The organism is Akkermansia sp. AE01SA01, assembly GCF_036417395.1.
Lineage (GTDB): Bacteria > Verrucomicrobiota > Verrucomicrobiia > Verrucomicrobiales > Akkermansiaceae > Akkermansia.
The window spans coordinates 193,690-213,247 of sequence record NZ_CP143890.1; the positions used below are offsets into that span (position 1 = coordinate 193,690).

Below are 19,558 nucleotides of genomic sequence, written 5' to 3' on the forward strand. Positions count from 1 at the left end.
CGGAAATGTCTGTTTGCCGGGAGTCACGGCTCCGGTGTCCGGGGCGAGAGTATCCTGTTTTTGACGGACAGATTTTTTTGCCTTCAGCAGGTGGAAGAATCGCTGTTTTCCAGTATCCGGAGTGTTATTCCAGGGGGCCGCGGGATTCAGGCCTGTTCTTCCTCCGGATCTGCGGGAGGGGCTTTAGGCAGATTTTTGTCAATGTCGTCCAGCAGGTTGACCAGATCAACCCCGCGCTGCGCGGAGTCGTCCAGCCGGAAGGAGAGCCGCGGAGTGTTGCGCAGAACGACTCTTTTGGCTACGGCCGACTGAATGAGGCCGTGGCGGGAGTTCAGCTTTTCCAGAACCTGGGGAGGAGCCATGCGGCCCACGACGCCCACCCAGACCCTGGCTTCTTTCAGGTCATCCGTCACTTCCACTTCAATTACGGTGACAATCGTTCCGGGGAATTCAAAGTCCCGCTGGATGGTGGTGCCTATTTCCCGGCGGAGGAGTTCATTAACCTTGTCTGTGCGTCTGCTCATATGAAGAAATAGAGTAAGGGGCTGTCCGATTGTTCAATCGGAAGGAGGGATGTACACGAATGGCAGAAATGGAAGCTCCCTAGGGGACCCTGTCGGAGCCCTGGGGCGGTTCCATTCCCGCTTCGGTGAGATTACGTATTGGCTTACAGCGTCTGCTGGATTTTTTCCAGCGTGTAGCATTCGATGATGTCGCCAGCCTCATATTCGTTGAAGTCGCCCAGGCGAATGCCGCATTCCAGACCGGCCTTGACTTCTTCCACTTCGTCCTGGAAGCGGCGGAGAGTGGACATCTTGCCGTCGAAAACGGGAGTTTTGTCGCGGATGACGCGCGCTTCACAGCTGCGGAGGATTTTGCCGTCCTCAACCATGCAGCCTGCGGCGCGACCCTTGTTGAGCTTGAAGACCTGGAGAACCTTGGCGTGGCCGATGATGGTTTCACGCGTTTCCGGTTCCAGCAGGCCCAGCATGGCGTCCCTCACCTGGTCGATGAGTTCGTACACGATGGAGTACAGCTTCACCTGCACGCCTTCACGTTTGAGAAGTTTCACGGCGTTGGATTCCACCTTGACGTTGAAGCCCAGGATGACGGCGTCGGAAGAGGAAGCCAGCAGGACATCAGATTCCGAGATGGGACCGGCGGCGGCATTCAGGAAGACACATTCCACCTTGTCCGACTGGATGTCCATGATTGCCTTTTTAATGGCTTCCACGGAACCCTGGACGTCCCCCTTCAGGAGAATCTTGAGCTGGGCCTTCTGGGTACCGTCGCCCATCATGGCGAGCAGTTCCTCCATGCGGGCCTTGCGGGGCTGGGCCAGGCGCTGCTTGCGCAGTTCCTCCTGGCGTTCTTCGCCCAGTTTCTTGGCGGCGCGTTCGGATTCCATTTCCACGAGTTCGTCACCCACGTTCGGGGTCTCGGAAAAGCCGATGATTTCCACGGGCATCCCGGGGCCGACTTTTTTGACGCGTTCGCCGTGGTCGTTGACCAGGGCGCGCACCTTGCCGGCGTAAGGGCCGCAGATGAAGGGCATGCCGATGCGGATGGTGCCGCTTTCCACAATGGCCGTGGCGGAACTGCCGGTACCGGGTTCCACGCGGGCTTCAATGATGGATGCCCGGCAGTTGGCCTTGGGATTGGCTTGGAGTTCAAGCACTTCCGACTGGAGGGAAAGGAGGCCGAGCAGGTCGTCAATGCCGTCCCCGGTCAGGGCGGAGACTTCCACGCATTCCACATCGCCGCCGAAGTCCGTGGGGACCAGCCCTTCTTCCATCAGGCCGCTCTTGGCTTTCATGGGATCTGCCGCAGGGAGGTCGCATTTGTTGATGGCCACGATGATGGTTTTGCCGGCCGCCTTGGAATGGGCGATGGCTTCCCGCGTCTGGGGCATGATGCCGTCATTGGCGGCTACGACGAGCACGACAATGTCCGTCACGTCCGCTCCGCGGGCGCGCATTTCCGTAAAGATGGCGTGACCGGGCGTGTCCAGGAAGGTGAGGGTGTTGCCGTTGTAGTCTACCGTATAGGCGCCGATATGCTGCGTGATGCCGCCGGCTTCCCCCTTCGCTACGTGGGCCTTGCGGATGTAGTCCAGCAGGGAGGTTTTCCCGTGGTCTACATGGCCCATGACCGTGATGATGGGCGTGCGGGTGATGAGGGTGGCCTTGGGTTCTTCCACGACCGGCACTGGTTCCGGCTCCTTCACCGGTTCCTGCTGGGCCTTGACTCCACCTCCTTTTTCCCGTTTTTCACGGGCGAAGGTGTAGCCGTGCAGGTCACAGATGGAACTGACGGCGTCAGCGTCCAGCGGCGTGTTCGGGTTGGCGAAGATGCCCATGCCCATCAGGTCCTTGATGATCTGGAAAGGCTTGGCTTGAAGCAGAGCGGCCAGTTCGGAAACGGAAACGGGCGGCTTGAGGTTGATGACCTTATCCCTGGAAGACGGTTCCTCTTCCTGCGGCGCGGGTGCGGCGGCAGGAGCTGGCTGGACGGATTCGGGAGCCGGTTTGGCGGGAACGGGAGCAGGCGCTTTTTTCTTGGGGCCGGAAAGCAAGTCGAGAGCTTCTTTCTTGGCCGGAGCCGGACGGGGGATGGGCGCCGGGGCCGGAACGGGTTCGGGCTGCGGTGCGCGTTTCTTTTTGGGAGATCCGCCGATCAGATCCAGCACTTCTTTTTTGGGTTCGTTCTCTTCTTGTTTGTTAGGCATTTGATTTTAAATTGGTTAGATATTGAGCGCCGTGCTCAATGGTTTATTGGGAAATGAGGTCCCTGGCCTTGTCCAGAATCTGGGCGGCTTCCTCTGCGGGAATACCCATGCTTTCCGCGATGTCGGAAGCTTCAAATCCGGTGAGGGCCACCAGGTCCGTTCCCCCCATGGTTACGAGGCCCATGGCGGTTTCTTCCGGGATTTCCAGTTGTTCGCTGAGGGTTTTCGCCGCGGCCTGGCACTGGCGCATCACTTCTTCAGCGGCTGCCTGGCTCTGGAGTTTTTCAGCTTCCTGAACGTCAAAGACGCGCACCTGGACATCCCAGCCCATCAGGCGGGAGGTGAGGCGGGCGTTCTGGCCCCTGCGGCCGATGGCCTTGGAGAGGTCCTTGTCGTCCTGGACGATGACGAAGACCCTCTTGGCGTCTTCGTCCACGGTGATTTCCCGGGGCTCCACGGGGCTGAGGGCCTCCCGGACGAATTCGACGGGGTCTTCCGTCCATTCCAGGATGTCCACCTTTTCATTGTTGAGCTCCCGGACAATGTTTTTAACGCGGGCTCCGCGCATGCCCACGCATGCTCCCACGGGGTCCACCTTGTCGTCGTGGCTGATGACGGCCACCTTGGTGCGGTAGCCGGCTTCGCGGGCGATGCCGTGGATTTCCACCGTCTGGTCACCGATTTCCACCACTTCCGATTCAAAGAGGCGGCGCACCAGGTTCGGGTGGCTGCGGGAAAGGATGACTTCCGGTCCGCGGCCTTCCGTGCGCACTTCCACCACGTAGAAGCGCATGCGGTCGCCTACGCTGTAGTCTTCGTTCGGCACGCGCTCGCGGGAGGTCATGACGCCCTCGAATTTTCCGAGGTCCACAAAGATGTCCCCTTTCTCAAAGCGGCGGATGGTGCCCGTGACCAGATCGCCGGCACGGTCCTTGAACTCGTCGTACAGCATTTCCTTTTCGGCATCCAGCAGTTTCTGGAGCATCGTCTGGCGTGCCGTCTGCACGGCGATGCGGCCGAAGCCCTTGGGGGTGATGTTGGTGGCCAGCAGGTCGTGCAGGACGGCATTCTGGTCCAGCTTGACGGCCAGGGAGAGGGGGATCTGGTTGAATTTGTCCTTGTATTCTTCATCCGGAACTACTTCCAGATCAGCAAAGATGCGCACCTTGCCCTTGTCCACGTTGATTTCAGCCCGGAGGTAGTTGATGGAGCCGGAACCGGGGACCATTTTGCGGTAGGCGGACAGGAAGGCAGATTCCAGAGCGAGGAGAATTTTTTCACGGGAGAGCCCTTTTTCCCTCTCGTAGTAGTCGATCAAAGCTTTAATGTCGTTTGTCATGAGCGTAGAGATGTGTGATGGATAGACAAAAAAGAGCGGGTCGACAGACCCACTCTCGAGTGCCTCTCGGGGTGTTTGCCTATCTAAGTAAGCATGACCCCTGCCGGTTGGCAAGAAAAAACACTTGTCCCGTGCGGCATGCAAGATACTGGGGATGATTCCGGAAGAAGGGTTTGCGCGGAGGGATGAAGCAGGGCCGACGAAGGGGAGTTTGAGGGCTTGACGGGAAGGGGAAAAACGGGAAGTATGCCCGCATGAAACTCGTTTCTTGGAACGTGAACGGATTGCGCGCGATTCTGGGCAAGGGGCTGGGAGAAGCCGCGGATGCGCTGGATGCGGACATTCTCTGCCTTCAGGAGATCAAGGCGCGTCCGGAACAGGTGGATGATTTGTGGCTGTCTTCCTGGCCGTACCAGCTCTGGAATCCGGCGGAAAAGGCGGGTTATTCCGGAGTGCTGGTTCTCAGCCGCGTGAAGCCCCTGTCCATGTCCACAGGTATTGGCTGGCCGGAACACGACCGGGAAGGACGCGTGTGCACCATGGAGTTCGAGCAGTTTTACCTGGTCAACTGCTATACGCCCAATTCCCAGAGCGAGCTGGCAAGGCTGCCCTACCGGCAGCAGTGGGATCAGGCGTTCCGCAATTACGTGGCCGGCCTGGCGGCTGTCAAGCCGGTCATTTTCTGCGGCGATTTGAACGTGGCCCATCAGGAGATCGACATCGCGCGGCCCAAGGACAACCGTTTCTCCGCCGGGTTCACCGACGAAGAACGCTCCGGGTTCACGCAGTTGCTGAAAGCCGGATTTACCGATACGTTCCGCCTGCTGCATCCGGAGGAACCGTCCTGGTACAGCTGGTGGTCGTACCGCGGGGGCGCGCGTGCCCGGAACATCGGCTGGCGCATTGATTATTTCTGCGTTTCCGATTCTCTGGCTCCCAGGGTGAAGAGCGCGGCCATCCATATGGACGTGATGGGTTCCGACCATTGCCCCGTAAGCCTGGAGATTGACTGCTGAGAAAAAACACGACACGAGAATTTCAACATGATGCAACAGGAATTGCCATTGCTGGTGGTTGCCACGCGCAACGCCCATAAAACCGGGGAAATCCGTGCCATGCTGGCCGGAAAATGGGAGGTAAGGGACCTTTCCGACTATCCCCAGGCCCCACCCGTGGAAGAAACCGGCGTTACGTTTACGGAAAACGCCACGCTCAAGGCAGTCTCCGCCTCCAAATGCATTCCCGGCATTGTCCTGGCGGACGATTCCGGGCTGGAGGTGGATGTTCTGGATGGCCGTCCGGGCGTCTGGTCTTCTTCCTTCGGGGGAGAGGAAGGTAATCATGAACGGAACAACCGCCGTATGCTGGAAGAGTTGCGGAAGGCCGGAGTGCGCCCGGGAGGCAAGCCTGCCGCCCGCTTCCGCTGTGTGATGGTTTTGGCCCGCGAAGGTGCGGTGCTGGCGGAATTTTCCGGTTCCATAGAAGGCCACATGCTGACGGAATTGACCGGGGAGGGAGGATTTGGATATGACCCCCTGTTTGTGCCGGAAGGGTATGAGCAGAGCTTCGCCCAGCTCCCCATGGAGGTGAAGAATTCCATGTCCCACCGGGGCCGTGCGCTGGCGCAGGTGGTGGAGTGGATGGGCCGTGCGTGAGAAGGGTATTCCTTAAGTATCTTCCGGTCTGCGTTCGCCTTCCGGAAGCTGAAGGAATGTCAATCCAGCCTGAATGCACAAATTTGAAACGGTGCGGGCGTGGAAGTGTTCAGAAGCTGGTATTTGCCTGTTCTCCACAGGTGATGGGGAAGCCGGGAAAGGAATTGTTCCACGGCGGCCGCTTCCATGTCTCCTCCCTCATGGCCCGGATAGCACATGACGCTGAGGATTCCGTTGGGGGCTGTCAGGTTCACGGCCTGTTCCAGGGCCGCCAGAGTGGAATCCGCACGGGTGGTGAGGTTCCTGTCCCCGCCGGGCAGGTAGCCCAGGTTGAACATGATTGCTTTGACCGGGCCGCGGACCAGTTCCGCGAGGCGCGAGTGGCTGGCCAGATGGAAACAGACGGCGTCCGTAAGCAGCCCCTCTTCCCTCAGGCGTTCCCTGGCGGAGCGGATCGCCTCTTCCTGAATGTCGAAGGCGTGCACTTTCCCTTCCGGGCCGACCAGGCGTGCCAGAAATGCAGTATCGTGCCCGTTTCCCGCTGTGGCGTCCACCACCGTGTCTCCGGGCAGGACGAGACGGCTGATCCAGTCGTGCGCGCAGGTCATGGGCCGGCTGAGCAGGGAACACTTCATGACCGGGTTTTATAGGAGCCCGGCGTGTATGACAATTAGTTTGTGAATTTCCCGCAGGGAAAATGATTGACAGGTTGTTTTTCCATTTTCCGTATGATAAGGTAGGCACTAAGGCATCGGAAATGCTCCGTTGCCGGAAAGATGAACATTTGACTTTGCACCAATATGACTGACAGACGTACATTTTTGAAGGGGACCGCCGCCGTGGGCGCTTTAGCGGCCATTACGGACATGGAAACCCTCTTCGCCCAGGAGACGTCCCCCCAGACGGCTTCCGGCATTCCCGACCTCGTTGCCGTCCGCAATGGGACTCGCGCGGAAATGGTTAAAAAGGCCGTGGAAACGCTCGGCGGCATGCAGGCATTCGTGAAGCCGGGCCAGACCGTGGTGATCAAGCCGAACATCGGCTGGAACAAGGCGCCGGAGTTCGGGTCCAACACCCACCCGGAAACCGTCGCCACGCTGGTGGAACTGTGCAAGCAGGCCGGCGCGAAGGAAGTGAAGGTTTTTGACCACTGCTGCCATAATGGCGCGTATGAAGGCAGCGGCGTGAAAGAGGCCGTGGAAAAAGCCGGAGGCGTGATGGTGGACGGCGGCAATGAAGGGCAATACGTTCAGACGGAAAACCCGAAGGCCAAAAAATTCACTTCAGCCAAGGTGCACAAGGCCGTTCTGGAAGCGGACGTTTATATCACCTGCCCTCCGCTCAAGCACCACAGCGGATCTGAAATGACCGCCTGCATGAAGAACGTCATGGGCACCGTATGGGACCGCGGCGCCATGCATAAGAACGACTTGCACCAGTGCATTGCGGATGCCGTGTATTTTCGCAAGCCGGACCTGTGCGTGCTGGACGCCTACATGCCCATGGTGCGCAACGGTCCCGTAGGCAAGGACACGAACGATCTGGTGGAGCGCAAGACTCTGCTTGCCTCCCGCGATATCGTGGCGATTGATTCTGCGGGCGCGGCCCTGCTGAACAAGGCGGGCAAGATCCGCCATGTATTGCTGGGAGAGGAAATGGGGCTGGGAACGGCGGACCTCACCAAGCTCAATATCCGCCGCATCAACATGGCCTGATGTTTTTTCCGTCCGTCCGCAATTATTGCGGACGGACGCCAACTTTTCGTTGCGGGCGGTGTTTCATAGATTGGTATGTCAATCATTAAAGCTTTTTTTGTGAGTCCGTTGAAATGGCTCCGCGCAACCGTGGCCGTCATTTTCTTCGTGGGGATTGCCTATGCTTTCCTGCGCGGCATTCCCGCGTGGAATGTGCCGAATATGACGGGAGGCGGGGAGGGGATGGAAGATTCCTTTGCGCTGGCGCAGTGGCAGTTTGTCCCTTCCGTGCTGGGGACGTTGAATTGGGTGGGTGTTTCCGTGGCGGCTCTGGCCGTTCTGCTGGTCCTGACCTTGCTTTTCGGCCGCGTTTATTGCTCGTTCCTCTGTCCCCTGGGCATTTTGCAGGACATTGTGTTCAGGATGCGCAGATGGATCAGGCCGAAAGTTTTTTTGAAATTTTCCCGGCCCGTGCCGTGGGTGCGGTATATCATTCTGGCGGCACTGGCCGTCTGCTGCGTGATCGGTTTTGCCGGGTTGACGCTCAATTGGCTGGATCCGTACAGCATTTTCGGGCGCATCATGTATGTGCTTGCGTGGCCTGCCGCCGTCTGGGGCAACAACCTGCTCGCGGCGGACAGCGCTTCCGCGGACCTGGTCCGCATGGACTATTATCCCGTGGCTCTTCCCGCCTTGCTGGCTTCCGCCGGAATGCTCGGGCTGGTTGTCGCCATGAGTGCCTGGAGGGGACGTTTGTATTGCAATACGGTGTGTCCCGTCGGCACCCTGCTGGGGCTCCTTTCCCGGGTTTCCCTTTTCCGGCTGGGTTTTGATCCCGCATCCTGCAAAAAGTGCGGCAAGTGTATCAAATCCTGCAAGGCCCAATGCCTGAATCTCAAGGAATACCGGATAGACGCCTCCCGCTGCGTGGCGTGCTACGATTGCGTGCGCGCCTGTGATGAGGGAGGAATCCGCTACCGCTGGTTCACCAGGGCCCGGAGATTGATTCCTGCCAAAAAGGAAAGGAAAGAGGCTTCTTCCCGCCCTTCGGCGGCGTTTTCTCCGGTTGTCGCGAAAAGTTCCCGTCGTGAATTCCTGGGGGCTACCGCCGTCGGGCTTGCCGGAGCCGCCCTGTCGGGATGCCGTGGGGATGCAGCCCAGAGGCTGGACCCCACCCAGTGCGTTCTTCCGCCCGGAGCCGGTTCCCTGGAACGGTTTCTGGACGTATGCACCGGCTGCCAGATGTGCATCGCCAGCTGCCCCACCCACGTGCTCCAGCCCGCTTATTTCCAGATGGGCATTAAGGGATTCATGAAGCCCCGGATGGATTTCAGCACCAAGTATTGTCTTTACGACTGCCACCGCTGCGCGGAAGTGTGCCCCACCGGGGCCATCAGAAAACTCCCTATTACCGCTGAAAAGGATACGACGGAAATCACGAAGGATACCACGCGCATTGCCGTGGCCCAGTTTTACGTGTGCCGCTGCCTGGTCAGGAGGGAGGACATGGACTGCGGCGCCTGTACGGAACACTGTCCCACCAAGGCGCTTTACACAGTGCCCTACATCGGGCGCGACGGCCAGGAACACCGCCTGCCGAAGCTGGATCCTACCCTGTGCATCGGCTGCGGGGCGTGTGAGCACGCCTGTCCCGTTACGACGGAAAAGCCGGAGGAACGCGTGCGGGTAGGCCCCTGCAATTTGTGCGAGGAAAAGTGCGAATTCAAAAAGCGGGAAGCGGTGCCCCCGAGAGCCATTGTGGTGCGGGCCGTGAATCCCCAGCAGAAGGCCGTAAAGAAATTTGAGGAAAAAGCCGTGGACCCGGTGGGCGATACGGATTTCCCGTTCTGATGCGGTTGCCGCAGGGCGGTACTTGGGCCTTGTTCATTTATCCGTTGTTTTTTCGCGGTTTGTTCTCCTATCCGGCAGGAGAGGATGAAAGGCATGATGTTCCATGCCGTGCCCCTGCTTGTGCTTTTGCGGAGAAGGGTGTAAAATGGACTGTGTGGTTAATTATTAAATATTAAAGTCCATGAGTGTTTTGGAATTCATCTTGCGGCACATGATGGGATTTTTGGAGGACATCCTGATGAAGGTTTTCCTTATTTCTCCCTTCTACCCGGAGGAATGGAGCCTGATGCGTGTGATCAACACATTTTTGCTGTGGTGTGCGTTGATATTCCTGGTATGCGGGGTATTGCTGGAATGGTTTTCCTTTTGGGTAGCGGCGGGGATTTTTCTGGCCGGGTGCTTGATCCGGCTGGCCGTAGGGAAAATGTTGGAATGAAGTGTTCCTCTTCCTGCGGGGGCCGTTTTTTCAAGCCTTCTTTTCCAGAAACGCCATGACGGTGCTTCCGGCATTCCGCGTGTACAGCTTTTCGTAACCCAGTTTGCCGTACAAGTGCAGGGTTTCCGGAGTTTCCTCCGACGTGAACAGGAGGTACCGGGAGGCTTTTCCGCGGAAGTATTCTTCCAGCGCCTGCATGAGCTGCCGTCCGATTCCCCGGTTCCGGCAGTACGGGTCCACAATCAGCTTGCCCACATGGCAGGTGCCGGAGGCATCCAGGCTCCCTCTGACCGAACCGATGATATGCCCGTCCTCCGTATATTTAAGAAATACAGAGTTCTGCTCTTCTTCCAGCAGTTGTTCAATGGTTTGTTCCAGCGGAGGCAGAGTGGCGGCGTTCAGGCGCCGGGCAACTTCTCCAAAGGCCCGGAGCTGGAGATCCAGGATTTCCGGAAGATCGTCTTTTACCGTCCGGCTGATCATGAAGCCCATGATGCCTCCATCCGGGCGGGGAAGCGAGGAAAAAGAAAGGTTCAGCTTTTTCTTCCGATTCAATCAAGAGGTTGACATGGAATTCTTTTTCCGGAGTTCCGGCACCCTGGAAATCCGTTAAAAAGAGGACCTCACAGGAATCACAAGTAATCCTGATGAGCAGGGGAGGAGTGGAGGGAAGATTCTTCGCGGCGCGGAAGTCGCAAATCCACAACATGAGGGTAGTCAGGTGTTTCGTCGTCCGGGGCGGAACCTTTTCAAAATAACAAGTTTGCGCATGGGTTCAACATGTGAGGGAAGAGTCCCGATTTTCCTTGATGATGCGGAGACTGATGGGATAAGGTACATGCATTATGTTGCAGGCGGACGGCATTACGTACGAGATAGAGGCCCAGGACGGTCCTTTGAAATTGCTGGACAATGTGAGCTTTAATGTGCCCAAGGGGCATTTCATGGCGGTCGTGGGGCCGTCCGGCTGCGGAAAGACCACGTTGTTGAAGGCTATCGCGGGCATGGTCGCGGAGACAGACGGCAGTTTTTTCTGGAATGGGCATGATTTGGCGGAAGAGGATTTTGAACCGACGGAGATCGGGTTTGTCCCCCAATTCAGCATTGCCTATGACCAGTTGAGCGTGGATGAGAATGTGGAAAGCGCCGCGAAGCTCCGCTGCAAGTTCGAGTCTCTTGACGATCTGGACGACAGCATTGACAACGCCCTGGAGGTAACGGGCATGGAGGGAATTGCAGACAGGGACGTGAAGATTCTTTCCGGGGGCCAGAAGCGGCGCCTGGCGCTGGCCATGGAGCTGGTGTCCGATCCCCGGCTCCTGATTTGCGACGAGGTGACTTCCGGCCTTGATCCGCGGTCCGAGCACGATATCGTGAACCTTCTGCATGAGGTGTCCCGTTCCGACGGGCGCATCGTCATTTCCGTTACGCACAGCCTGGCTCATCTGGACAGTTACGATTCCATCCTGGTCATGCATCAGGGATGCGTGGTCTACCACGGTTCCCCCAAGACGATCCTGCATTACTTCGGTGTTTCCGCTCTTGAAGAGATTTATCCCAAGCTTCAGGACCGGACCGGAGCTTCCTGGTCCCGGTCCTGGGCCAAGCATCGGGAGTCCTATTATGCCCGGCTGGAGAAGGAAAGGGAGCAGAAGATTCTTTCCGGAGAGTTGCCGGACCCAAATGCCAAGCCTTTTGACGAAGAGAACGGAGTAACGCCGGCTCCTGCCGGAGAGGAAGATGGGGAACGGGGATCTTCTGAACGAGCTTCAGCCGGAAAAGAAATTGCCGCCGCATTTGAGGGCGGGGAGGAAGCCATTCCCGAAGTGCCCGGTTTCTTCACCCAGTTTTTCTGCCTGCTGGGGCGCCGGTGGCGCATTTTCTTCCGTGACCGCTCCCAGCTTGTCCTCCAACTGGTAATGGTGCTTTTGTTTCCCGTGCTGGTAGCCATGTTCACGGATAAGGGAACCGGGCAGATCGTAGGGCTTTCCGCCACGCAGGACGTGCAGACGCTGCAGAAGGATATTGAGGCGCAGCAGTTGAATATGAAGACCGGTTCCGCCGTTTCCGGCATCATCATGTTTGAGGTGATCCTGCTGGGGCTGATGGGGTCCAACAATGCCGCAAGGGAGGTGGCCGGGGAACGCGCCATCATGGAGAAGGAGAAGTATGCGGGCATGCGGCCTTCCTCCTATCTGGCGAGCAAGCTGGCGTATTTGAGCGTGCTGGTGCTGGTTCAGTCCGTGTGGATGTTCGCCTTCGTGGATTTCTTCTGGGACCGGGGCGGCAGCCTGACGCATTTGTTTTTCCTGATACTGGCCAATGCCGCCATGACGTTTGTCTGCCTGGGCATTTCCTCCCTGGCCAAGAGCGCGGACCAAGCCTCCCTGCTGAGCATTTACCTGGTGGGCTTCCAGCTTCCCCTCTCAGGGGCGGTACTGGCTCTCCCGGAGCAGGTGGAAAGCTTCATCCGGCCGTTCATTTCCGCGTACTGGTCCTGGTCCGGAAGCATTTCAGCTCTGAAGCCGGACGTGTACAATGCCGTCAAGAATGTGCTGGATACGGGGCTGACCCCGGCCCTGATCTGCTATATTGTCCTCGGCGCGCATGTTGCATGCGGCATCGCCGCCTCCTACATCGGCATCCGCCGTTCCCGCTGGGAACTGTAATTTAATGCGTGCAATCACTGCGTGTTCGTTATACATTTTCTCGACAAGAGATTATGGCGAGACGACGTGCAGCGAAAAAGAAGAGTTCATCATCATCTGCTCCAATGCTGGTCATCGGGGCGGTGGTTCTTGTGCTGGCGCTTGTTATCGGCTATGCCGTGACGCGCTCCAGCAACAAGCCCCAGGCGGGATCCGACATCCCGCTGGATATTCTGGCGATGAACGCCTCCCAGCTTTCCAACAACAATTACGTGCTGGACGGCACCGTGATTGACCGTTTTCCCCGCGGCGAGTCGGAATTGATTTCCTTTTTGTACAAGGATGCGTCCGGACGGGAATACATTATTCCCATCTGCGTTTCCGCAGAAGCCAGAAATGGAATGAACATCAACAGAGACCAGCAATACAGAATAGAATTCCGGGTGGAGGATATCAGCCCGAACGTGCGCGGCGTGTGTATGGCTACCTCCATCCTGCCTAAATAACCCGAGCTTTTTCGATCCATGAAATACTGCTTTCTTCTGACCTTGGCCTGTACGTTTCCTGCGATGGGGCAGATGATGTACAATCCTCCGGCAACGGGAGGAACCCCCGCTCCTGCGTCTCCACAGCCAGCCAATCCATCCGGCTCCATTCAGCCCAACGCCTACCAGCCGGGCAGCCAGGGAGATGCCAAATCCCTGTACGGCAATGAACTGCCGTTTCTGAACCCGCAGGACGGCACGGTAACCATCAACGGGCAGACCCTGAACATGGGCAGCTTCCGGGAAATTGAGGCCCGCTTCAACAAGTACCTGAGCCAGCCGGAGGAGAATACGGAGGATGCCCGTGAATACCAGAAGGTTTTCAACAAGATTCACGAAGTGCTTTCCATGCGCAAGGAAAGGCTGGCGGCGGACAATGTCCTGCGGCAGGTGGTAGACCTGCTGACTGCCGCTTCCAGCAATCCGCTGGACGGCGGTGTTTCCGACGCATTGTGCCAGGCCATCTATACCGCATGGCAGGCCAAGACCAACGGGAAGAACAAGGGAAAGATGATGGACGCGATGGAACGCGAAATCCGCACCAATACCCAGAAAATGAGCCTGATGGAAAGCGGTGTGACGACGTCCTCCGGTTCTGCCTCTAACCAGAAGGGGGGCAGGAAGGGGAATTCCTCTTCCAATCCGGCGCGGGACAATCCGCGCTACAAGTATTTGGAAAAGCGCGTGGTGGAGATGCAGGCCCGCAAGCTGAAACTGGAAACCGAGCAGGTGCTTACCGTAACGGAAGCCAAAATCGTGTTCCAGTCCACACTTGTCCAGTTGTTTGCCCAGCGCCGTTTTGACCATGTATCCATCGGCTGCGGCGTGTACAGCCGCCTGTTCAATGACGGCGATACGAAATTGCGCCTGGAGAAGGGTTCCGATGCGGCCAAGATGTTTGGAGGTACGCTGGGCGTACCTCCTACCGTGGCTGTTCTGGACAATCTTTCCCGGGAATTGGCGCGGGATTCGGACCGCCACATGAAGGCCGTGAACAATCTGGTGGATTCCCACCATTACGTGGATGCCCTGGAACGGTTGAATGAAGCTCTCCTGATCGGCGAATTCATGGCGCCCGTCAGTACGTTCCCGTACGAGAAGAAGCAGAAGCTGTATGTGTTCAAGCGGGATGTGGAGAAACTGTTTGAGCTGATGAACGGCAAGGATTACGAGGAAGCCCTCACGCTGGTGGAGGACCTCAAGAAGACTTCCCGGGATTTCAGCACGGGCCGGGCAGAATCCGCCATCAGCGCTGCCGTGTTCGCCAGCGACGCCTATATCGCCCAAGGGCAGGAAGCCCTTGCCAAGGGGGACCGCGTCAAGCTGGAAGAATGCCTGAAGAAGGCCATTGAGATCTGGCCCAAGAATCCGCGCCTGCTCCCCCTGCGCAATGCCATGATGGCCGCAGGCCAGCAGTCCCATGCCCTGGAGGATTTCAAGCGTTTCCACAAGAACAAGAACTATCGGCGTATTTTCGACAATCAGCACGAGTTTGCCGTGCTGGTGAAGGATGACCCGGAACTGCAGGCCCAGTTTGTGGATGACCTGGCTAAAATGGCGGTCATTGAGCGGGCACTGGGCGCGGCGCGTCAGCGTGAGGCCATGCAGGACGTTTACGGCGCCTGGGAGGAATTGCAGCAGCTGCGCCTGCGCGACCAGGAATTGTTTGTCAATGACCAGGAGCTGAATTCCCAGTATCTGGATCTGACGACCAAGGCAAGCAGGCTGGTCAAGCTGCTGGACGATGCGGAAAATGCGCGGAATGCCAAGGAAGTCGGTTCCGCCCTCGGCAAGTACATGGAAGCCAAGAAGCTTTACCTGCATTCCCGATTTGCCAAGGAGGGGATAGAATCGCTGCTGGACGAGGTGCTTCCGTTGAAGTAGGTACTCTTGTGTACGTCTGCCGGATGCCGGGGAAGGACGGAGTATTTGCTTCCCTTCCGGAGCTTCCCCGGTATGCTACGGCGCATGAAGGGTATCTATGTATGCGTGTGCATGCTGGCGATGTTTTGCGCTGCGGCCATGGCTCTCCCTGAAGATTGCCGCCAGGTAATTGTGGGGACGTCCGACGGCTGGAACAGTTCGCATGTGAAATTGAGCCTTCTGGAGAAAGGTCCCCAGGGGTGGATGATGGTGAAGGGGCCGTTTCCGGCCCGCTTGGGGAAGTCCGGACTGGTATGGGGCAGGGGGGTCAGCAGCCCTCCCGCGGAAGGTCCCGTGAAGAAGGAGGGGGATTTGCGTTCTCCCGCCGGAATTTTTGAATTGGGCGGAGCGTACGGCACCGTGCCCGTTCCCAACAAGAAGCGTTCCATGCCATACCGCCGCATCACGCCCCGGGACATGTGGGTCGATGATCCGTCTTCCCCTCTTTATAACCAGCATTTCGTGCTGAAGCATGATCCCGTGACGCCTTGGGAGTTCAAGCAGCAGATGAAGCTGAACGATTACGCCCACAGCCTGAAGCTGTTCATCAGGCATAACGCCGCCGGAGATCAGGGGCGCCCCGTAGCAGGGGGAGGGTCTTCCATTTTCTTCCATATCTGGAGGAGGGACGGCCAGGCCCCCACGGCCGGATGCACCGCCATGAGCGAGGAAAATTTACGTGCCATGATCGCATGGCTGGACCCTTCCAAGCATCCTTTGTACGTCCTGCTGCCTTCCAGGGAATACCTGAGGCTGCGCAAGGCATGGGGGCTGCCGTGATATGGCCGTTCTTCGTATGGCGGGTTCCCCCGCAATTTACAGGCTTCTGGAGGCGGCGTAAGAGGCAGGAAAGCAAAGAGCCGGCTTTCCCTGAGGGAGAGCCGGCTCTTGATTCGTAAAAACTTGTTTTATGCCTGAGGCTGGGTTTCCGGCTGAATCAGGGGGGTGGAAGTTTCCTTTATTTCTTCCATAGAATCCTGTTCTTCCTGCGGGGCGCGGGGTTCGCGGGCCGGCCTGGACTGTTCCTGGCGTTCGTTGGCGCCGCTGACCAGCAGGTTTCTGCCCATGAAAGGCTGGTTGTGAAGAATGTCCACGGAGCGGACGGCATCTTCCAGTTTCTTCATTTCCACGAAGGCGTAGCCCTTGGATTTGTGAGTGCGGGGATTGTAAATGATTTCCACGGAGGTTACTTCGCCAATGCCTTTGAACACGTCTTCAAGGTCGCTTTCCGTAGCTTCGTAGGAAAGGTTGCCTACATACAGCCTGCGGTTGGAGACAGGCTGCTTGGGAGTGATGATGCGTTCCTGCTTGGTGCGGGCCACCCTGGTATTTGTTTTGGAGGCGTTTTTGTCTTTGACGGCAGGCTTGCCCTTGGCCGGGCGGATGCCGAAGATGCCCAGGAAACGCTGCCATAAAGAGAGCTTGGCAGGAGCTTCTTTTTTATATTTGGGACGGTATCCGCCGGATTCCCGGCGGTCATTGCCATAGGAATGGCCGCCCTTGTGATAGCGGCGACGGGGGCCTTGGCCTTGTCTTCCCTGTGTGTGGTGTTGCGACATACTTATATGCTAAGTTGATGATTATGTTGGTGTCATGCCGGATTTTCATGCCCCATGCAATAGGTTCCGTCCGGCGAATCGCCGGGGTGTTCCGTTTCCGTAAGGAAAGACAGAAATGCGGATGCCCCGTGCCCCGATCAACGGTCCGTGCATGGTCTGATAAGGAGCGATCCGGCTGTGTGCGGTGTCAGTCCGGCGGATTGACGCGTATACCAATGCACACGGAGGCCGTTTCTTGCAAGCCGGTATCCCGTCATTTTGGGCTTTCCAGCCCCGCGGAGACGAAAACCCGTTTGCGAAAACTGGTCTTGTGACGGGAAGGCAGTCCGGAATTGGATGAAACTTGACAAAAACTTTGGCATCATTAACTATGTGGTCCGCTAGCTCCTTCATTCTCGATGCTTATCCAAAACGCAGACCGTACAACTTACGGAATCAATAAAATGGCGGTCACTGTTCTGGCGTTTGTCGTTTTTATGGTTGTTGGGTTCATTTCCTGGAGTTCACTGGGCGTCCAGCCTGAACCCTGGCGGCTCCGCACACTGGTGCTCGCCCCTCTGACCATGTCCCTGCTGTTGTATTTCTGCTGTGACCAGTTTGGGGTGTATTACCGCTGCATGACGTTGAGCGGCACCGTTTGGCGACTGGTGCTGGCCTACGCATGCTTTGTGGTGCTGAGTTCCATCATCTGGAAGTATCTGGTCCCATTTTCCGGAGATCCTGCCGTTCAAATACTGGGGTATCTGCTGACTTTTCTTGGAGTGCTGTGGCTGTGTATTTTCCGGTTCCGGTCGGAAAAGAAGCTGGAAGAAGAGGCTCCCATGCTTCTGGTAGGCGCTCCGGAATATGTGGACACATTCCTGAAGCAGATGAAGCGGGACCGCGTGGATATTCAGGGAGCCCTGACAGTGATTTCTCCCAAATCCGTGGATTCTGTCACAACGCGGGATGTGATGATCAGGAAATGCATCAGCAAAGTCGTATTTTTGCCGGAAGGGGTGGATGTTTCCGTCGCGAAGTGCCTGGCCGATCTTTGCGGCAAGATGGGAGTGGACTTTTATGCTTCCATGATGGTGAGGATGCCAACCGTCCACAAAACTTACTTTGGAGTGATGGGAGAGGTCAGAATGCTGGTGTACAAGTCCACCCCCATTCCCTACACCACGTCCTGGCAGATAAAGAAAACCATGGACTGGCTCGGTTCCCTTGTCCTGCTGGTGCTTACTTCGCCTTTGTGGCTGGTTGCGGCCGCCGGCATCAAGCTGTCTGCTCCCGGTCCCGTTTTCTACTGCCAGAAGCGTTCCGGATTGTATGGAAAGGAATTCGGCATGTGGAAATTCCGCACCATGTATCAGGATGCAGACAAAAGGCTGGATGAAGTAAAGGCCAGCCACGGCAATGAGATGGACGGCCCCATTTTCAAGCTGGGGAATGATCCCCGTATCTTTCCTTTCGGCCGCATTCTGCGCAAATTCAGCATTGATGAACTGCCTCAGCTCATCAATGTACTGAAAGGAGAGATGAGCCTGGCGGGCCCCCGGCCGCTGCCCGTTTATGAAACGGAGGCTTTTACCAGTGATGCACACCGCCGCAGGTTGAGCGTGCTTCCCGGAGTCACCGGATACTGGCAGATAGCGGGGCGCAGCAACATCAAGGAATTTGAAAAGCTGGTGGAGCTGGACATGTATTACATCGACCACTGGTCCCTGTGGCTGGATGTCAAATTGCTGCTGAAAACAGTCCCCGCCGTATTGTTTGCCCGCGGGGCCAAGTAAGGATTTCCGGCAGCTGGGAGGGTACGGAAATGCCCTGTTTACGGGCCTGGCATGCGTTTGGGAGGGTGTTTTTCGGCTTTCTGCCTCATGTCCGCCGTGGCATCAGGCGGTCTTTTTCTGAAAAAACTCAAAAGTTTGGTAAAAAATGAAGTGATTTGAGGCCGGGCGGAGACTTTAACCTTGAGGTGTGGGAGGCGTTGGGGCAGAATCAGCCCACTATGGATTTAGTTCAGCGAGAAATCTCTAAAGAAACGGTGACTCCGTATTTCATCGAGTATTTCGGTCAGGCTCCAACTCATGTGGCAGCGGCACCGGGACGTGTGAACCTCATTGGCGAACACACGGATTATAATAATGGTTTTGTGATGCCCATGGCTCTGGACAATCATTGTGTCGTCGCGGTAGCTCCTTCTCCTGTCGGCAAGCATCGCTTCTGCGGTTCGCTGGGAGACCAGATACATGAAATTGCCGTGGAGGACGCCCTGGTTCCCGGCGAGCCGTTCTGGTCCAATTACGTGCGCGGCGTGCTGGCCAATCTGCACCGTCGCGGCGTAGAAATCGGCCCGGTGGACATGCTGATTGACAGCAACGTGCCCCGCGGCGGCGGTCTTTCTTCCAGCGCTGCTCTTGAAGTTGCCGTCTGCACCGCGCTGGCCGCCTTTGCCGGCGTCAGGATTGATCCCAAGGAGGTTGCCTTGATCGGGCAGGCCGTGGAACATGAGTTCGTGAATGTGCCCTGCGGAATCATGGACCAGTTCATTTCCGCCAACGGCAAGAAGGGCATGGCCCTCAAGCTGGATTGCGCCACTTTGGAATATGAGCTGGTGCCGATGAATAACGATTCCGTTTCCGTACTGGTTCTGGACAGTGCCGTGAAGCATTCCCTGGCGGACGGAGCTTATGGCCAGCGCCGCAAGCAGTGCGAAGAAGCCTCCGCCATCATGGGGGTGCCTTCCCTGCGCGAAGCTTCCCTGGAATTGCTGGAATCTTTCAAGGAACAGCTTGGCGACGTGCGTTACCGCCGTGCTCGCCACGTCATCGGTGAAAACGCGCGGGTGGCTGTTTTTGCGGATGCCCTCGCCCGCGGCGACTGGGATGAAGCCGGCGTCGCCATGCGCGGCAGCCATGCCTCCCTGCGCGATGATTATGAAGTTTCCTGTGCGGAGGTGGATACTCTGGTTTCCCTTTGCGACCGCATTCCTTCCGCTTCTTCCATTTACGGAGCCCGCATGACGGGCGGCGGCTTCGGCGGTTGCATCGTCGCCCTGGTCAAGACGGAAGATGTTGACAAGGTAGCGCAGGAACTGCTCCAGGCCTATTGTCAGGAAACAGGGATTGAAACCACCTACCTCGTGACGAGTGCCGGTGAAGGCGCGCGTGTACTGTACCAAGCTTAATCCATACT

17 protein-coding genes are annotated in these 19,558 nt (G+C 57.4%); 11 read left to right on the top strand and 6 right to left on the bottom strand.

Features of this window, described 5'->3' with window-relative positions:
• Window positions 1-146 precede the first annotated feature (146 nt).
• The 3 genes from rbfA to nusA form a co-directional block, all read right to left on the bottom strand.
• Window positions 147-524, bottom strand: a complete 378-nt coding sequence (gene rbfA / locus V3C19_RS00780) for a 30S ribosome-binding factor RbfA (protein WP_295934485.1) — start codon at window positions 522-524, stop codon at window positions 147-149.
• Window positions 525-667: 143 nt separating this feature from the next.
• Window positions 668-2,728: a translation initiation factor IF-2 gene (infB, locus tag V3C19_RS00785; RefSeq protein WP_295934483.1), complete on the bottom strand. Its 2,061-nt coding sequence runs from the start codon at window positions 2,726-2,728 to the stop codon at window positions 668-670.
• Between the two features lie 43 nt (window positions 2,729-2,771).
• A complete protein-coding gene (gene nusA, locus V3C19_RS00790; RefSeq protein ID WP_067572275.1) occupies window positions 2,772-4,067 on the bottom strand; it encodes a transcription termination factor NusA in 1,296 nt (431 codons plus the stop codon).
• A 254-nt stretch (window positions 4,068-4,321) separates the two neighbouring features.
• Here nusA and V3C19_RS00795 point away from each other — a divergent pair, with 254 nt between their 5' ends.
• A complete protein-coding gene (locus V3C19_RS00795; RefSeq protein WP_295934478.1) occupies window positions 4,322-5,083 on the top strand; it encodes an exodeoxyribonuclease III in 762 nt (253 codons plus the stop codon).
• 27 nt (window positions 5,084-5,110) lie between these two features.
• The gene (locus tag V3C19_RS00800; RefSeq protein WP_130084362.1) at window positions 5,111-5,722 is read left to right on the top strand and encodes a non-canonical purine NTP pyrophosphatase; all 612 of its coding nucleotides are present in this window, start codon (window positions 5,111-5,113) and stop codon (window positions 5,720-5,722) included.
• A 59-nt stretch (window positions 5,723-5,781) separates the two neighbouring features.
• Here the strand turns inward: V3C19_RS00800 and V3C19_RS00805 are convergent, their stop codons facing one another.
• Complete coding sequence (locus tag V3C19_RS00805) at window positions 5,782-6,357, bottom strand: class I SAM-dependent methyltransferase (RefSeq protein WP_295934476.1); 576 nt, start codon at window positions 6,355-6,357, stop codon at window positions 5,782-5,784.
• A 165-nt stretch (window positions 6,358-6,522) separates the two neighbouring features.
• Between V3C19_RS00805 and V3C19_RS00810 the strand changes: the two genes are divergently transcribed.
• The 3 genes from V3C19_RS00810 to V3C19_RS00820 all read left to right on the top strand — a co-directional run bounded on the left by V3C19_RS00810 (window position 6,523) and on the right by V3C19_RS00820 (window position 9,703).
• On the top strand, window positions 6,523-7,437 hold the full coding sequence (locus V3C19_RS00810; RefSeq protein ID WP_295934474.1) for a DUF362 domain-containing protein: 915 nt from the start codon (window positions 6,523-6,525) through the stop codon (window positions 7,435-7,437).
• Between the two features lie 99 nt (window positions 7,438-7,536).
• Window positions 7,537-9,267, top strand: a complete 1,731-nt coding sequence (locus V3C19_RS00815) for a 4Fe-4S dicluster domain-containing protein (RefSeq protein WP_295934472.1) — start codon at window positions 7,537-7,539, stop codon at window positions 9,265-9,267.
• Between the two features lie 211 nt (window positions 9,268-9,478).
• Window positions 9,479-9,703: a hypothetical protein gene (locus tag V3C19_RS00820; protein WP_295934471.1), complete on the top strand. Its 225-nt coding sequence runs from the start codon at window positions 9,479-9,481 to the stop codon at window positions 9,701-9,703.
• A gap of 30 nt (window positions 9,704-9,733) precedes the next feature.
• On the opposite strand, the gene V3C19_RS00825 is transcribed toward V3C19_RS00820, so the two are convergent.
• A complete protein-coding gene (locus V3C19_RS00825; RefSeq protein WP_161981663.1) occupies window positions 9,734-10,186 on the bottom strand; it encodes a GNAT family N-acetyltransferase in 453 nt (150 codons plus the stop codon).
• A gap of 362 nt (window positions 10,187-10,548) precedes the next feature.
• Here V3C19_RS00825 and V3C19_RS00830 point away from each other — a divergent pair, with 362 nt between their 5' ends.
• From V3C19_RS00830 to V3C19_RS00845, 4 genes are all read left to right on the top strand, one after another.
• Window positions 10,549-12,372 carry an ATP-binding cassette domain-containing protein gene (locus V3C19_RS00830; RefSeq protein WP_295934467.1) on the top strand — a complete coding sequence of 608 codons (1,824 nt, stop codon included), beginning with the start codon at window positions 10,549-10,551 and terminating at the stop codon, window positions 12,370-12,372.
• A 104-nt stretch (window positions 12,373-12,476) separates the two neighbouring features.
• Window positions 12,477-12,857, top strand: a complete 381-nt coding sequence (locus V3C19_RS00835) for a hypothetical protein (RefSeq protein WP_295934463.1) — start codon at window positions 12,477-12,479, stop codon at window positions 12,855-12,857.
• An 18-nt stretch (window positions 12,858-12,875) separates the two neighbouring features.
• Complete coding sequence (locus V3C19_RS00840; RefSeq protein ID WP_295934461.1) at window positions 12,876-14,780, top strand: hypothetical protein; 1,905 nt, start codon at window positions 12,876-12,878, stop codon at window positions 14,778-14,780.
• Window positions 14,781-14,864: 84 nt separating this feature from the next.
• Window positions 14,865-15,599 carry a L,D-transpeptidase family protein gene (locus V3C19_RS00845; RefSeq protein ID WP_295934459.1) on the top strand — a complete coding sequence of 245 codons (735 nt, stop codon included), beginning with the start codon at window positions 14,865-14,867 and terminating at the stop codon, window positions 15,597-15,599.
• Between the two features lie 128 nt (window positions 15,600-15,727).
• Here the strand turns inward: V3C19_RS00845 and V3C19_RS00850 are convergent, their stop codons facing one another.
• Entirely contained in the window at window positions 15,728-16,378 is a 651-nt protein-coding gene (locus V3C19_RS00850; RefSeq protein ID WP_295934457.1) for a hypothetical protein, read from the bottom strand.
• 443 nt (window positions 16,379-16,821) lie between these two features.
• Here V3C19_RS00850 and V3C19_RS00855 point away from each other — a divergent pair, with 443 nt between their 5' ends.
• Both V3C19_RS00855 and galK read left to right on the top strand, forming a co-directional pair.
• A complete protein-coding gene (locus tag V3C19_RS00855) occupies window positions 16,822-18,153 on the top strand; it encodes a sugar transferase (protein WP_295934455.1) in 1,332 nt (443 codons plus the stop codon).
• Between the two features lie 299 nt (window positions 18,154-18,452).
• The gene (gene galK, locus V3C19_RS00860; RefSeq protein WP_238623847.1) at window positions 18,453-19,550 is read left to right on the top strand and encodes a galactokinase; all 1,098 of its coding nucleotides are present in this window, start codon (window positions 18,453-18,455) and stop codon (window positions 19,548-19,550) included.
• The last annotated feature ends 8 nt before the right edge of the window (window positions 19,551-19,558 follow it).